This is a genomic window from Leclercia sp. UBA1284, assembly GCF_002308415.1.
Lineage (GTDB): Bacteria > Pseudomonadota > Gammaproteobacteria > Enterobacterales > Enterobacteriaceae > Enterobacter > Enterobacter pneumoniae.
In genome coordinates, this window is the sequence record NZ_DBUS01000006.1 from 422,481 (window position 1) to 437,922 (window position 15,442).

Consider the following 15,442-nt stretch of genomic DNA (forward strand, 5'->3'; position numbering starts at 1 on the left):
GCGGAAGGCGGAAAACATACCCGGTAGGCGGTCGCGCCACCGGGTTTTTTTATGGCCTGCGATCAGAGCAAAAAGCGATACCCGACCCCGGTTTCAGTTAACAGATGGCGCGGGCGCGCGGGATCGGCTTCCAGCTTCTGGCGCAGATGGCCCATATAAATACGCAGGTAGTGGCTGTGCTCTACCGCGTTCGGCCCCCAGACCTGATTCAGCAGCTGGCGCTGGGTCAGCACCTTGCCATGATTGTTAAGCAGTATCGCCAGCAGGCGAAATTCAATGGGGGTGAGGTGGATCTCCTCTTCGCCACGCACAATACGGCGCGCCGCCAGATCAACGGTGATATCCGAGAAGCGATGAACGGGATCTGGAGAGGCTGTACTCCCATGACGACGCAGCGCCACACGCAGGCGCGCCTGCAGTTCGCCAATGCCGAAAGGCTTGCTGAGATAATCGTCTGCACCGGCATCCAGCGCGGCAATTTTGTCATCCTCTTCTACCCGCGCCGACAAGACGATAATCGGCATCTGGCTCCACTGGCGCACGTCGCGAATAAAATCCAGCCCGTCGCCATCCGGCAGGCCGAGATCGAGGATCACTAGATCGGGTTTGCGCGTCGCCGCTTCCAGCAGGCCGCGCTGCAGTGTTCCCGCTTCGTAGACGCGCAGACCGTCGGCTTCCAGAGCGGTGCGCAGAAAGCGGCTGATAGCCAGTTCGTCTTCGATTATCAGGACGTTAATCACATATCCTCGGGTAAGTCATTGAGTTCAGGGGGCGGTTCGAGCGGGAGTGTAACACAAAAACGGGCCCCTCCCTCGGGGCGGTTTTGCGCCGTAATTGTCCCGCCATGCACCTCGACTATCGCCTGGCAGATAGCCAGCCCCAGCCCGACGCCAGGAATGGCCGACTCTTTGTTCCCGCGAGCAAACTTATCAAAGATAGCGCGCTCTTGCCCGTCAGGAATGCCCGGTCCGTTATCCCACACCGTCAGCGTAAACCGGTTTTCGGCTGTCCGGGCCTGAATACCGATATCGGCTTTCGGGCCGGCATATTTCACCGCATTTTCCAGCAGATTGATGAGGACCCGTTCGAACAGCGGACCATCGACGTGGATCAGCGCCAGGGGCTCAGGCAGATCCAGCGCGATATGCCGCCCACCCGAGCCCGGCTCCAGCGTTTTCAGGGCGCTGCCGACTACCTCTTCCAGCGTCAGCCACTCTTTTTTCAGGTTAAAGCCGCCAGACTGGATGCGCGCCATATCCAGCAGATTGTTGACCAGTCGGGTGGTATTGAGGACATGCTGGCGGATCTCACTGGCCTGCGTAGCATGCGGCGACCCTTCAGCCGCCAGGTCGAGGGTCAGAATTTCTGACTGGCCAAACAGCACCGTCAGCGGCGTGCGGAGATCGTGCGACAGGGCGGCGAGCAGTGAATTACGAATACTCTCCCGCTCGCTGGCAAGCCTTGCCTGCTCTTCGCTGGTGGTGAGGGCCAGCCGTTCCAGCGCACTGGCGACCAGCAGGGTAAAGGTTTCCAGTAGCCGTTGCTGCTCGGGGATCATCAGCTGGCGCAGATTTGTCGGCTCAACAATGGCCAGCCCCTGAATATTGGCTGCGCTGCGTAATGGTAAAATTTGATACGGCACGCCGGGCAGGGTATCCGTGCCGGCACCCGCCGGTAAGCCTTTATCAAAGCTCCAGCGGGCTATCGCCTCGTCCCAGGGCGTCATGCCGGTGGCGGGGGTGAGCGGGCCGAGCTTGCCTTCGGCGTCCGGCAGCAGAATCAGGCTGTGGGCATGAAAGGTGGAGTGAATAAATTGCTGGCTGGTCTGGACGATCTCCAGCGGGGTGCGGCCCACCGCCAGCGCTTTCGACATCTCATACAGATGGCGGGTGCGCTGTTCACGATAGCGGGCAATCCGCGCCTGGTAGCGTACTCCGGCGGTGAGGTTACCGATGAGCAATCCCACGGCGAGCATTACCGCGAAGGTGAGCACATACTGCACGTCTGAAACCGCCAGCGTGCCGCGTGGCGCAATAAAGAAGAGGTCAAAGCTGATGACATTAATCACCGTCGCCAGGACCGACGGCCAGCGCCCGTAAAACAGCGCCACCACCACGACTCCCAGCAGATAGATCATGACCAGGTTGGCCGCATCAAAACCGGGCAGCCATTGACTGGTGATAAAGGTAATGAGGGCGCAAAGCAGCACAGCCACCAGACAACCACGCAGCTGGATGCGCCACTTCTCGTTAAAAGTGCGATTATCGGGCGTTTTGACCAGTAGCGGGGCAGGGGTATCATCCAGCGCCACCACCACCAGATCCAGCTCCGGTGCGCGCTGGGCCAGCTTGTCGGCGAAGCTGCTGCGATCGAACCAGCGACGGCGATTGCGACGTCCGAGCACGATTTTGCCGAGGTTATGTTCCCGGGCATAGCGCACAATGGCTTTATCTTCCGCCGGGTCGGTGAGCGTGGCGGTCTCGGCCCCGAGCTCCTGGGCCAGGTGCAAGGCACTAAGAATGGCGCGCCGTTGCTGCTCCGGCAGGCGATGTAGCTGCGGGGTTTCGACGTAGACCGCGTGCCAGACGCTGCCAAGCTTCGCCGCCAGTCGCGCGGCGGTACGTACCAGCTTCTCATTACCCCGGCTATGCCCAATGCACAGCAGGATGGCGTCGCGGGTGTGCCAGACCTTCTCTTCTCCCTGGCGGTCGCGCCAGGCTCGCATCTGATCGTCCACCCTGTCGGCGGTGCGACGCAGCGCCAGTTCGCGCAGGGCGATAAGATTACCTTTACGGAAGAAATGTTCGATGGCGCGCTCGGCCTGACCGGCAATATAGACTTTGCCCTCATGCAGGCGCTGACGCAGATCGTCCGGCGGCAGATCCACCAGCACCACCTCGTCGGCGGCGTCGAAGAAGGGGTCGGGGACCGTCTCACGCACCTGAATGCCGGTGACACCGCTCACCACGTCATTGAGGCTTTCGAGATGTTGCACGTTGACGGTGGTAAACACATCGATGCCCGCTTCCAGCAACTCTTCCACATCCTGCCAGCGCTTGGGATGGCGGGATCCGGGCACATTGCTGTGGGCCAGTTCGTCCATCAGGATCAGCGCCGGGCGGCGGGCGAGGGCGGCATCAAGGTCAAACTCCGTGACCGTACGGCCACGGTGCGTGAAATGCCGGGGTGGTTGTGTCGCCATCCCGGTAAGCAGTGCGGCGGTCTCCTGACGGCCATGGGTTTCAACCACGCCGATCAGGATATCGAGCCCCTGGGCGCGCAAACGCTGCGCTTCCGCCAGCATGGCGAAGGTTTTTCCTACCCCCGCGCAGGCGCCAAAGAAGATTTTTAGCTTACCGCGGTGGGGCGCAGCGGTCTGTTCCAGCAAACGATCCGGATCCGGGCGCAGGGGCTCGTCGGTCATATTAAGGGTTCCTTAGTGCGTCCAGCGCCAGGTTTACTTCAACGATATTCACTATCGGCATGCCCAGGAAGCCGACCAGCGGTTTTTGGGTATGCTTTGCCACCAGTTCACTGACCTGGGCAGGGGTTAGCCCGCGGGCCTGCGCGACACGGGGGATCTGCCAGGCGACTGCGCCGGGGGTGAGGCTGTAATCCAGTCCGCTGGCCGAGGCGGTAATCAACTCAACCGGTACCGCCGCCGTCGCTTGCGGGTTGGCGGCACGCAGGACCGTCACCCGCTCTGTTACCGCGCTGTCCAGCGCCGGGTTACTGCCGGCCAGATTACTGCCCCCGGAGGCCATAGGATTATACGGGCTTTCTGCCGTGGCGGAAGGCCGCCCCTGGAAGTAACCCGCGCCGGTAAAGTTCTGCCCAATCAGCCGCGAACCGCGAACCTCGCTCCCCTGGATAATCAAAGAGCCGTTGGCCCGATCATGAAACAGCCACTGCCCCAGCGCGGTGGTCACCAGCGGGTAGAGCCCGCCGGTAATGGCGGCCAGCAAGATAAACAAAAGTATAGCGGGACGTAACATAGCCATTTGAATTACCTCTTAAACCAGTCCGAACACGGTCAGCAGCAGGTCGATCGCTTTAATGCCGATAAAGGGCACCAGTAGTCCACCCAGACCGTAGATCCATAAATTACGACGTAGCATGGCGGCGGCGGTGAGCGGCTTGTAACTCACCCCTTTCAGCGCAAGCGGGATCAGGAAGACGATGATCAGCGCGTTAAAAATCACCGCGCTGAGGATCGCCGATGCGGGGGAGTGCAACTGCATCACATTCAAGGCGTTGAGCTGCGGATAGGTCACCGCAAAGGCCGCCGGGATAATGGCAAAATATTTCGCCACGTCGTTGGCAATACTGAAGGTAGTAAGCGAGCCCCGGGTCATCAGCATCTGTTTACCGATGTGTACCACTTCAATCAGCTTGGTCGGGTTTGAGTCCAGATCGACCATGTTGCCCGCCTCTTTCGCCGCCTGGGTACCTGAGTTCATGGCGACCGCCACGTCCGCCTGGGCCAGCGCTGGCGCATCGTTGGTGCCATCGCCGGTCATTGCCACCAGCCGACCTTCGGCCTGATACTGGCGGATCAACGCCAGCTTCGCCTCGGGGGTGGCTTCAGAGAGAAAATCATCCACCCCGGCTTCAGCCGCGATGGCCGCTGCGGTCAAACGGTTATCACCGGTGATCATTACCGTTTTGATGCCCATCTTACGCAACTGAGCAAAGCGCTCTTTGATGCCGCCTTTAACGATATCCTTCAGGGCGATGACCCCCAGCACGCTGGCGCCTTCGGCCACCACCAGCGGGGTAGCACCCTCCCTGGCGACGCGCTCTACCAGCGCATCGACTTCAGCAGGAAAGTGGCCATTATTGGCCGCGATATGGCGGCGAATGGCATCCACTGACCCTTTACGGATCAGGCGATCCTGAATGTTGATGCCGCTCATCCGGGTCTGCGCGGTGAAAGGCACGAAGGTAGCCTGCAGGCTCTGTACATCGCGCTGACGCAGATTAAAGCGCTGTTTCGCCAGTACCACGATGCTGCGGCCTTCTGGCGTCTCATCCGCCAGCGAGGCGAGCTGTGCTGCGTCGGCCAGGGTCTTCTCCTCAACGCCAGGTGCGGGCAGAAAGTCAGACGCCTGGCGATTACCCAGCGTAATAGTGCCGGTTTTATCCAGCAGTAATACGTCCACGTCGCCCGCCGCTTCGACCGCGCGGCCGCTGGTGGCGATAACGTTGGCCCCCAGCATCCGGCTCATCCCCGCTACGCCGATGGCGGAGAGCAGCCCGCCGATGGTGGTTGGGATCAGGCAGACCAGCAACGCCACCAGCACCGTCACGCTCACAGGCGTGCCGCCGTAAGCCGAGAACGGCCACAGGGTGGCTGTCGCCAGCAGGAAGACCAGCGTCAGGGCCACCAGCAGAATGGTCAGGGCAATTTCGTTAGGCGTCTTGCGGCGCTGGGCCCCTTCGACCATGGCGATCATCCGATCAAGAAAGGTTTCACCAGGGTTAACGCTGCACTGAATCACCAGCCAGTCCGAGAGAATGCGCGTGCCGCCCGTTACGGAGGCAAAATCCCCGCCGGATTCACGGATCACCGGCGCCGATTCACCGGTGATGGCGCTCTCGTCCACCGAGGCGCCGCCTTCGATCACCTCCCCATCGCACGGAATGATATCGCCGGCTTCCACCAGGACAATATCCCCTTTGCGCAGGGTCTCTGCCGGAACCTTATCGCTGGCGGCGCCGTACTTCGGCTCACGCAGTTTGCGGGCAAAAGACGTTTTCTTTACCCCCTTCAGGCTATTGGCCTGGGCTTTACTCCGCCCTTCGGCCAGCGCTTCGGCAAAGTTGGCAAACAGGACGGTAAACCACAGCCACAGGCTGATGGCCGCGGTGAACACCGCATTGCCCGGCAGTTTTCCCCCCGCCATCGCGATGGCAAGCAGGGTAGTGAGCAGGCTGCCAATCCAGACGATAAACATCACCGGGTTGTGCCACTGCACGCGCGGACTCAGTTTTTTTACCGCATCCAGCAGCGCCTGGCGAACCAGCGAGGGTTCGAGCAGGGCCAGTTGCTTACGACTCATGACTAATACTCCGCAAAATCAGCGTAAAGAGAGATGTTCCGCGACCGGGCCTAATGCGAGGGCGGGAATAAAGGTCAGCGCACCCACCAGCAGTACCGTGCCGATCAGCAGGCCGATAAACAGCGGGCCGCTGGTGGGCAGCGTACCGGTAGAGGCAGGCTGGATTTTTTTATTGACCAGAGCACCGGCAATCGCCATCACCGGAATAATCACCCCAAAGCGTCCCAGCAACATGCAGGCCGCCAGCAGGCAGTTCCAGAATGGCGTGTTCGCACTTAAACCGGCAAAGGCGCTACCGTTGTTATTGGCTGCGGAAGAGACCGCGTAGAGCACCTCGCTAAAACCGTGGATGCCGGGATTAAAGATGCCGCTGCGTCCTGCGTCGGTCATTAGCGCCAGGGCGGTACCGAGCAGCACCAGCGCGGGGGTGACCAGAATAGCCAGTGCGGTCAGCTTCATTTCGCGCACGTCAATTTTCTTACCCAGATATTCCGGCGTGCGGCCAATCATCAGCCCGGCGATAAATACTGCCAGCAGGACGAACAACAGCATGCCGTACAGACCAGAACCCACCCCGCCGAAGACCACTTCCCCAATCTGCATCAGCCACAGCGGGATCATCCCGCCCAGCGCGGTAAAGGAGTCGTGCATGGCATTCACCGCCCCGCAGGAGGCCGCCGTGGTCACCACCGCGTACAAGCTGCTGGCCAGAATGCCGAAGCGGCTCTCTTTGCCCTCCATGTTGATTGCGCTATCCGCGCCGAGAGCCAGGAAGTGGCTGTTGCCCTGCCACTCGGCCCACATGACCAGCCCGGCGCACACCACGAAGATCGCCGACATCGCCCACAGGATCGCCTGACCCTGGCGGCGATCGCGAACGGCCTCACCAAAGGCAAAGCAGAGCGCAGTCGGAATTAAAAAGATCGCCAGCATCTGGGCGAAATTGGTTAGCGCGGTGGGGTTCTCGAAAGGATGTGAAGAGTTTGCGTTAAAGAAACCGCCGCCGTTGGTGCCCAGCATTTTTATCGCCTCCTGAGAGGCAACCGGTCCCATTGGCAGCAGCTGTTTTGCCCCTTCCAGCGAGGTGTAAGGCTGGTAAGCGTGCAGGTTTTGCAGCGTCCCTTGCTGGATAAAGAACAGCGCCAACAACAGCGAGATCGGCAACAGCACCCACAGCGTAATCCGGGTGAGATCCACCCAGGCGTTGCCCAGCGTCGACACGCTTTGACGGGCAAAGGCGCGGGTCAGGGCGAAAATGACCGCAATGCCGCTGGCGGCAGAGAGGAAGTTTTGCACCGTCAGGCCAGCCATCTGGCTGAAGTAGCTCAGCGTTGACTCCCCGGCATACGACTGCCAGTTGGTGTTACTGACGAAGCTCACCGCCGTATTCAGCGCCAGATGCCAGGAGAGGCCGGGCAATTGCTGAGGGTTAAACGGCAGGGTGCCCTGTAGCATCAGCATGGCAAACAACACGACCAATCCCACCAGGTTCAGCAGCAGAATTGCCGCCAGATAGCGCCGCCAGCTCATCTCCTCACAGGCAATACCTAAGCCGCGCAGCAGGGCGCTATCCAGCCGCGCGATAGCTGGCAGCGGGGTGCCGGTAATCATGCGGGCAAGTAGCGAACCCAGCGGTTTTGCCAGCACGAACAGGACCAGCAGAAAGCTGGCAATCAGCAGAAATCCTTGCGCGGCCATCAGAATGCCTCCGCATTAATCAGGGCATAAACCAGGTACGCCAGTAACAGGAACACCAGCACGATGCCGGTAATCACACCTGCAGTCACAATTCACCTCCGGGTGACGTTGATATTGATGAAAAAGGTAGGATTTCCGGCGCAAAGATTTCGTAAAAAAGCGGGGGGCAGGGTGTAAAAAAAGTATAAAAATAGCCAAAACCACAATTTAACTAATGATTAGTATTAATTTAACTTTTTTGTAACTGGCTTACGAAAGAAGTGTAAATATTCACTAAATGAATAAAAAAGAGTGGTCGGATGAGTAGTAAACTTTCAGTCAACGCGGTACTATTTTACCCAGATAACCTGTTTAACTTTTCCGGAGCATGTTTCCGGCCAACTTAGGGGAGAGAATAATGGATCACTACAAAGAGTTTCCGGCACATATCGTATTATTACGCCGCGCTTTCGCCGTGGTGGCTGGCATCCTGGCGCTGCCGGTGATGTTGTTCTGGAAAGATCGTGCCCGTTTTTACAGCTATCTGCACCGCGTCTGGGCTAAAACCAGCGATAAACCGGTCTGGATGGCGCAGGCGGAAAAAGCCACCTGCGATTTTTACTAATAAGAAAGACGATACACAGCAATAAACCCGCCGCCACAGCAATGTGGCGGTTTTTTTATGTCCGCAGGAAGGGCAACCAGAGAAGATCGCGTCATTTCAGAATGGCTACAATTGTTAATGCGAAGTATTCTGAATCGCTCAACTCTGTTACGGACGAACACTCTGGAGTTTTATGCCCATCCATCTGGTCTGGTTTCGCGCCGATCTGCGCATCCATGACAACCTGGCGCTTGCCGCCGCCTGTCGGAACAAAAATGCACGCGTACTGGCGCTCTTCCTGGCGACACCCGGTCAATGGCAGCGTCACCTTATGGCGCCGCGCCAGGCGGCTTACCTTCATGCGCATTTAAATAATCTGCGTCAACAACTGGCCGAAAAAGGCATTCCGCTTCTTTATGATGAGGTTGATGACTTTGCCGCCCAGGCTGAAAAAGTGGCGCAAATCTGTGCCGAACATGAGGTAACGGATCTCTTTTACAATTATCAGTACGAAGTGAACGAGCAGCAGCGCGATCGGGCGCTTGAGCGATCGCTGCAGCAGGTAACGTGTCAGGGTTTTGATGACAGCGTGATCCTGCCACCCGGCAGCGTGATGACGGGCAATCATGAGATGTACAAGGTCTTTACGCCGTTCAAAAACGCCTGGCTACGTCGCCTGAAGGAGGGCATGCCGGAGTGCGCATCGGCACCCACCCCGCGAGGAGAGGAAGCGATGCCTGCGCACGCCTCGCCGCTCGATTTCGATTATCCTCAACAGCCCTTTGATGCCGGGCTCTTCCCCCCCACGGAAAAAGAGGCTATTGCCCATCTGCGCCATTTTTGCAAGGAGGGGGCAGGGGAGTATGAAGCTCAGCGCGATTTCCCGGCCGTCGAAGGAACCAGCCGTCTTTCCGCTTGCCTGGCCCTCGGGGTGTTATCGCCGCGCCAGTGTCTGCATCGCCTGGTGGCCGAACAGCCCAGGGCGCTGGAGGGGGGACCGGGTGCGGTCTGGCTCAATGAACTTATCTGGCGTGAATTTTATCGTCATCTGATGACGTATCACCCTGATTTATGTAAACATCGGCCATTCATCCGCTGGACAGAACAGGTCGCCTGGCAGCACGATGAAAAGCAGCTTCATGCATGGCAACAGGGGCAAACCGGCTATCCCATCGTCGATGCGGCCATGCGTCAGCTCAATGAAACGGGCTGGATGCACAACCGTCTGCGCATGATTACCGCCAGTTTTCTGGTAAAGGATCTGCTTATCGACTGGCGTATTGGGGAGCGTTATTTTATGTCTCAGTTGATTGATGGCGATCTGGCCGCCAATAACGGCGGCTGGCAGTGGGCCGCCTCAACCGGCACCGATGCGGCTCCCTATTTTCGCATTTTTAACCCGACAACCCAGGGGCAGAAGTTTGATGCCGACGGCGCGTTTATCCGCCGTTGGCTGCCGGAGCTGGCAAGTTTGCCAGACAAGGCGATTCACGACCCGTGGATCTGGGCGGATAAACAAGGGGTGACCCTCGACTATCCGCGTCCGGTTGTCGACCATAAACAGGCGCGCGCCGCCACCCTGGCAGCCTATGAAGCTGCCCGTAAAGCGTAAGAGAGTGATGATGAAGAACAGCGAACTGGAAAGCCTGATTAACGACAAACTCAACAGCGCCAAATTTAGCGACTACGGCCCTAATGGTCTGCAGGTCGAAGGGCGCGAACAGGTACAGAAAATTATTACCGGCGTGACCGCCAGCCAGGCGCTGCTGGATGAGGCCGTGCGCCAGAATGCGGATGCGGTGATCGTGCATCATGGTTATTTCTGGAAAAACGAAGCGCCGATTATCCGCGGCATGAAGCGTAACCGTTTAAAAACGCTGCTGGCCAACGATATCAACCTGTACGGCTGGCACCTGCCGCTCGATGCCCACCCGGAGTTGGGCAACAACGTCCAGCTGGCACAGCTACTGGGCATTACGGTGATGGGCGAAATTGAAGAGCTGCTGCCCTGGGGCGAGCTGGCGATGCCGGTACCGGGTCTGGAGCTGGCCTCCTGGATTGAAGCGCGTCTGGGACGTCGCCCGCTCTGGAGTGGTGATACCGGGCCGGATCTGGTGAAACGCGTCGCCTGGTGCACCGGCGGCGGACAGGGCTTTATCGACAATGCGGCCCGTTTCGGGGTGGATGCGTTTATCACCGGTGAAGTTTCGGAGCAGACTATTCACTCTGCCCGCGAGCAGGGGCTGCATTTTTATGCCGCAGGACACCACGCCACCGAACGCGGCGGTATCCGTGCGCTCAGCGAGTGGCTGACTGAAAATACTGACCTGGATGTCACTTTTATTGATATCCCTAATCCAGCCTGATGAGAGGTGCTTAAGTGCAGCGAGCGCGTTGTTATCTGTTAGGCGAGACCGCCGTGGTGCTGGAGCTGGAACCTCCCGTCACCCTGGCGACGCAAAAAAGGATCTGGCGTTTAACCCAGCGGCTCGGGGAAATTCCGGAGGTGGTGGAAGCGATCCCCGGTATGAATAACATCACCGTGGTATTACGCAACCCACACTCGGTGGCGCTGGACGCCATTGAACGGCTGCAACGCTGGTGGGAAGAGAGCGAGGCGCTGGAGCCTGAGTCGCGCGCTATCGAGATCCCGGTGGTCTACGGCAAAAGCGCCGGGCCCGATCTCGGTGAAGTGGCCCGTCATGCGGGGTTGTCGGAGAAACAGGTTGTCGAGCTTCACGCATCAGTCGATTACGTGGTCTGGTTCCTGGGCTTCCAGCCGGGATTCCCCTATCTGGGAGGTTTGCCAGAAAAGCTGACCACGCCACGTCGCGACGAACCCCGTCTGCAGGTGCCTGCCGGTTCCGTGGGCATTGGCGGCGCGCAGACCGGAATTTATCCGCTCGCATCCCCTGGCGGCTGGCAGCTGATTGGGCATACCTCGTTGCCGCTGTTTGATCCGCGTCTGGATGAGCCGGTCCTGCTGCGTCCCGGCGATACCGTGCGCTTTGTCCCGCAAAAGGAGGGGGTATGTTAAAGGTTATTCGAGCCGGGCTATATACCTCCGTGCAGGATGGCGGGCGGATTGGCTTACGCCAGTCGGGCATCAGTTATTGTGGCGCGCTGGACAAACCGGCATTGCAGATTGCCAACCTGCTGGTGGGCAACGCACCCGACGCCGCCGCGCTGGAGATTACGCTCGGCCAGTGCTGTTTCGAATTTGAACAGGACGGCTGGTTTGCCCTGACGGGGGCAGGCTGTGATGCGAAGCTCGACGACGCGGCGGTCTGGACGGGGTGGCGTCTGCCGGTGAAAGCCGGGCAGCGGTTGACCCTGAAGCGCCCTGTACACGGTATGCGCAGCTATCTGGCCATTGCCGGGGGCATTGACGTGCCGCAGGTGATGGACTCCTACAGCACCGATCTCAAAATTGGTATGGGCGGTTTTGAAGGCCGGCTGCTAAAAGATGGTGATTGCCTGCCCATTTGCCCGGGCGGCCACCCATTTATGGAGGCGCAGGGGGTAAAACAACTGCTCTGGAATAACCGTGTGCGCGCGTTGCCGGGCCCGGAATATCATGAGTTCGATCAGGCCTCGCAGGATGCGCTCTGGCGCTTGCCCTGGCAGCTCAGTCCGCAAAGTAACCGTATGGGCTACCGCCTGCAGGGGCAGAAACTGCAGCGCACCACCGACCGTGAAATGGTGTCGCATGGCCTGCTGCCGGGGGTGATCCAGGTGCCGCATAACGGTCAGCCGATCATACTAATGAACGATGCCCAGACCACCGGCGGTTATCCACGCATCGCCTGCATTATTGAAGCGGATATGTATCATCTGGCGCAGATCCCGCTGGGACAACCGATTCACTTTGTGCCCTGCACCCTGGAAGAGGCGCTGGAAGCGCGACGTGTACAGAAGCAGTATCTCGAACAGCTGGCATGGAGGTTACATGAACGTGATTGATTTAAATGCCGATTTAGGCGAGGGGTGCGGCAGCGATGCCGCCCTGCTGCAGCTCGTTTCGTCCGCCAATATCGCCTGCGGTTTTCACGCCGGGGATGCCGAAACCATGCTCACCTGCGTGCGTGAAGCGCTGAAAAATGGCGTAGCCATCGGGGCGCATCCCAGCTTCCCGGATCGGGAAAATTTTGGCCGCACGGCAATGACCCTGCCGCCGGAGACCGTCTACGCCCAGGTGTTGTATCAGATTGGTGCCCTGGCGGGGATGGTACGCGCAGAAGGGGGGCAGCTACGCCACGTCAAACCCCACGGTATGCTCTATAACCAGGCGGCCAAAGAGCCGATGCTGGCTGACGCTATCGCCCGTGCGGTGCACGCCGCCGATCCCGCGCTGATCCTTGTCGGTCTGGCCGGGAGCGAACTGATCCGTGCCGGGGAGCGTTACGGGCTGGTGACGCGAGAAGAGGTCTTTGCCGACAGGGGATATCAGGCGGACGGTAGCCTGGTGCCGCGAGGCCAGCCAGGCGCGCTGATCGTCGACGAGCAGCAGTCGCTGGCGCAGACCCTGGAGATGGTGCAACACGGTCGGGTGAAAAGTATTACCGGCGAGTGGGCGACGGTGAAGGCGCAAAGCGTGTGCATTCACGGTGACGGTGACCATGCCCTGGAATTTGCCCGACGCCTGCGCAGTGAATTTGCCGCACAACAGATAAAAATTAGCGCGTAGCGCACTTAAAACACAACACAACCAACAGGAACGTCATCATGGCAGAGACGCTAAACCTCTGGCCACTCATCGGTATCGCGGTGATTGTGGTCGGATTTCTTTTACGCTTTAACCCGGTGCTGGTGGTCATTGTCGCCGGGATCGTGACGGGGCTGGCGGCGCAGATGCCGATTGCAACCATCCTCGAAAAATTGGGCGAAGGGTTCCTCAACACCCGTAACCTGCCTTATATCCTGCTGATCCCGCTGGCGGTGATCGGCCTGCTTGAGCGTCACGGGCTGAAAGAGCGCGCCCAGGCGTGGATCGCGAAGATCCGCAGCGCCACCTCGGGCCGCCTGCTGATCGTCTACCTCTTTGTGCGCGAAGCCTCTGCCGCGATGGGATTGACCAGCCTTGGCGGTCATCCACAGATGGTGCGACCGCTGCTGGCGCCGATGGCGGAAGGGGCGGCTGAGCAGAAGTTCGGCGAGCTGCCGGGTGCCGTGCGTTATCGTCTGCGCGCCATGTCGGCCGCGACTGACAACGTCGGGCTGTTCTTCGGAGAAGACATTTTTGTCGCCTTCGGGGCCATCATCTTTATGCACAACTTTATGCTGGAGTCCGGAGGGATTCAGACCGAGCCGCTGCACATTGCTTTGTGGGGGATCCCGACCGCGATCTGCGCCTTTGTGATCCACGCTACCCGTCTGTGGCGTCTGGATAAACACCTTGAGCGCGAGCTGGCAAAAACCCTCCGCACGCCGGGAGGTGCCGAATGAATTTCCAGCAAAGCTATCTTTACTGGCTTGCCGGCCTGGTGCTGATTATCGTCGCCTTGATGTCATTTCGCGATAAAGCCAACCCACGCCGTATCACTACCGGGCTGTTCTGGGGCATCTATGGCCTGATGTTCCTGCTCGGTGACTGGACCTATCAGCTGGTGGGCGACAAACGCACGGTGCACATCGCCGTGGGGGCAGCGGTGGTGGCGCTGGCGCTGATTGCCGGCTTCGGCGGCGTGCGTCTGGGAAGCTATCATCAGCGTAAACCAGAAGAGCGTGAAGCCAGCGCCAAACGACTCGGCAACCGGCTCTTCTATCCGGCATTGGCGATCCCGGTGGTGACGGTGGTAGGCGTGCTGATGTTTAACCATATTCCGGGCCTTCAGGAAGCGCTGTTCGGGCCTGGCAACCACTCCACGCTGGTGACGCTCTTCTCGATGACCGTCGGTTCGCTGATTGGCCTGGGCATGGCGGTTAAAATGACTCATGAGAAGGTGCATCAGCCGATTCAGGAGGCGCGCCGTCTGCTGGACTCCATCGGCTGGGCCTTTATTCTGCCGCAAATCCTCGCCACGCTGGGGCTGTTGTTCACCGCGGCGGGCGTCGGGGAGGGGATCTCCTGGCTCACCCAGACCTATCTGGCTGTCGATAGCCGCTTTATCGCCGTGGCGGTCTACGCCATTGGGATGGCGCTGCTGACCATGGTCATGGGCAACGCCTTTGCCGCCTTCCCGATCGTGACGGCAGGGATTGGTATTCCGATCCTGGTACTGCAGCACGGCGGTAACCCGGCGGTGATGGCGGCGATCGGGATGTTCTCTGGCTACTGCGGCACTCTAATGACGCCGATGGCGGCAAACTTCAATATCGTGCCGGCGGCGCTGCTGGAGTTGCCAGATAAAAATGCGGTGATTAAGGCGCAGGTGCCGACAGGCGTGCTGCTGCTGATTGCCAACGTTTTCTTACTCTACTTCCTGATGTTCTTGTAAGGAGAGACCATGCAAACCGTATTAGTGACCGGTTTCGAACCCTTTGGCGGCGAGACCGTAAACCCTTCCTGGGTAGTGGTAAAACAGCTTGAAGGGATGACCATTGAGCACTGTCGCGTGGTGACGCGGCAGTTGCCGTGCGTGTTTGGCGAGTCGCTGGCGGTGCTGAATGCGGCCATTGATGAACTGCAACCGTCGGTGATCCTGGCGATAGGGCAGGCGGGCGGCCGCGTGGACATTACCGTAGAACGGGTGGCGATCAACGTCGATGACGCGCGCATTCCGGATAATAAAGGTCAGCAGCCCGTTGACGTGGCGATTGTGCCAGACGGCCCGGCCGCATGGTTTAGTTCTCTGCCAATCAAAGCGATGGTAGCTGCCCTGCGTGAGGCAGGCGTTCCTGCTTCGGTTTCCCAGACGGCAGGCACTTTCGTCTGTAATCATGTGATGTATGGCCTGCTGAATACTATCGCTAAGCGGCCCGGCGTGAAGGGCGGGTTTATCCACATCCCTTATCTGCCGGAACAGGCCGCCGCCCATATAGGGGCACCGAGCATGGCGGCACACACGGTACAGCGAGGCCTTGAGGTTGCCATTGCGGTGGCTATTCGCCAGCAGGTTGACAGTAAAATTACCGGCGGTGCGACACATTAACTAAGGAC

At 59.3% G+C, this 15,442-nt stretch carries 15 protein-coding genes; 9 read left to right on the forward strand and 6 right to left on the reverse strand.

Features of this window, described 5'->3' with window-relative positions:
- Window positions 1-62 precede the first annotated feature (62 nt).
- The 6 genes from kdpE to kdpF are packed head-to-tail and all read right to left on the reverse strand — an operon-like array spanning window position 63 to window position 7,849.
- Window positions 63-740 (reverse strand): two-component system response regulator KdpE, encoded by a 678-nt coding sequence (gene kdpE / locus B3511_RS05230; RefSeq protein WP_286777683.1) that lies wholly within the window; start codon window positions 738-740, stop codon window positions 63-65.
- Window positions 737-3,424 (reverse strand): two-component system sensor histidine kinase KdpD, encoded by a 2,688-nt coding sequence (kdpD, locus tag B3511_RS05235; protein WP_286777684.1) that lies wholly within the window; start codon window positions 3,422-3,424, stop codon window positions 737-739. Before kdpD ends, kdpE begins: the two co-directional genes overlap by 4 nt.
- A gap of 1 nt (window position 3,425) precedes the next feature.
- Window positions 3,426-4,001 (reverse strand): potassium-transporting ATPase subunit KdpC, encoded by a 576-nt coding sequence (gene kdpC / locus B3511_RS05240; protein ID WP_286777685.1) that lies wholly within the window; start codon window positions 3,999-4,001, stop codon window positions 3,426-3,428.
- A gap of 12 nt (window positions 4,002-4,013) precedes the next feature.
- Complete coding sequence (kdpB, locus tag B3511_RS05245; protein WP_286777686.1) at window positions 4,014-6,062, reverse strand: potassium-transporting ATPase subunit KdpB; 2,049 nt, start codon at window positions 6,060-6,062, stop codon at window positions 4,014-4,016.
- Between the two features lie 18 nt (window positions 6,063-6,080).
- Window positions 6,081-7,760, reverse strand: coding sequence for a potassium-transporting ATPase subunit KdpA (kdpA, locus tag B3511_RS05250; protein ID WP_286777687.1), 1,680 nt, complete (start codon window positions 7,758-7,760; stop codon window positions 6,081-6,083).
- Window positions 7,760-7,849, reverse strand: coding sequence for a K(+)-transporting ATPase subunit F (gene kdpF, locus B3511_RS05255; RefSeq protein ID WP_080346643.1), 90 nt, complete (start codon window positions 7,847-7,849; stop codon window positions 7,760-7,762). Before kdpF ends, kdpA begins: the two co-directional genes overlap by 1 nt.
- Window positions 7,850-8,157: 308 nt before the next feature.
- Between kdpF and B3511_RS05260 the strand changes: the two genes are divergently transcribed.
- The 9 genes from B3511_RS05260 to pcp all read left to right on the forward strand — a co-directional run bounded on the left by B3511_RS05260 (window position 8,158) and on the right by pcp (window position 15,434).
- A complete protein-coding gene (locus B3511_RS05260; protein WP_046886579.1) occupies window positions 8,158-8,364 on the forward strand; it encodes a YbfA family protein in 207 nt (68 codons plus the stop codon).
- A gap of 172 nt (window positions 8,365-8,536) precedes the next feature.
- Entirely contained in the window at window positions 8,537-9,955 is a 1,419-nt protein-coding gene (gene phrB / locus B3511_RS05265) for a deoxyribodipyrimidine photo-lyase (RefSeq protein ID WP_286777688.1), read from the forward strand.
- A 10-nt stretch (window positions 9,956-9,965) separates the two neighbouring features.
- Complete coding sequence (locus B3511_RS05270) at window positions 9,966-10,709, forward strand: type 2 GTP cyclohydrolase I (protein WP_046886577.1); 744 nt, start codon at window positions 9,966-9,968, stop codon at window positions 10,707-10,709.
- A gap of 14 nt (window positions 10,710-10,723) precedes the next feature.
- Window positions 10,724-11,380: a 5-oxoprolinase subunit PxpB gene (pxpB, locus tag B3511_RS05275; protein ID WP_040076539.1), complete on the forward strand. Its 657-nt coding sequence runs from the start codon at window positions 10,724-10,726 to the stop codon at window positions 11,378-11,380.
- Entirely contained in the window at window positions 11,374-12,306 is a 933-nt protein-coding gene (pxpC, locus tag B3511_RS05280) for a 5-oxoprolinase subunit PxpC (RefSeq protein ID WP_040076538.1), read from the forward strand. The genes pxpB and pxpC overlap by 7 nt, the downstream gene beginning before the upstream one ends.
- The gene (gene pxpA / locus B3511_RS05285; protein WP_046886576.1) at window positions 12,293-13,030 is read left to right on the forward strand and encodes a 5-oxoprolinase subunit PxpA; all 738 of its coding nucleotides are present in this window, start codon (window positions 12,293-12,295) and stop codon (window positions 13,028-13,030) included. Before pxpC ends, pxpA begins: the two co-directional genes overlap by 14 nt.
- Window positions 13,031-13,068: 38 nt before the next feature.
- The gene (locus tag B3511_RS05290; RefSeq protein WP_286777689.1) at window positions 13,069-13,788 is read left to right on the forward strand and encodes a DUF969 domain-containing protein; all 720 of its coding nucleotides are present in this window, start codon (window positions 13,069-13,071) and stop codon (window positions 13,786-13,788) included.
- On the forward strand, window positions 13,785-14,780 hold the full coding sequence (locus B3511_RS05295; RefSeq protein WP_046886575.1) for a DUF979 domain-containing protein: 996 nt from the start codon (window positions 13,785-13,787) through the stop codon (window positions 14,778-14,780). The genes B3511_RS05290 and B3511_RS05295 overlap by 4 nt, the downstream gene beginning before the upstream one ends.
- A 9-nt stretch (window positions 14,781-14,789) precedes the next feature.
- Window positions 14,790-15,434, forward strand: coding sequence for a pyroglutamyl-peptidase I (pcp, locus tag B3511_RS05300; RefSeq protein WP_286777690.1), 645 nt, complete (start codon window positions 14,790-14,792; stop codon window positions 15,432-15,434).
- The last annotated feature ends 8 nt before the right edge of the window (window positions 15,435-15,442 follow it).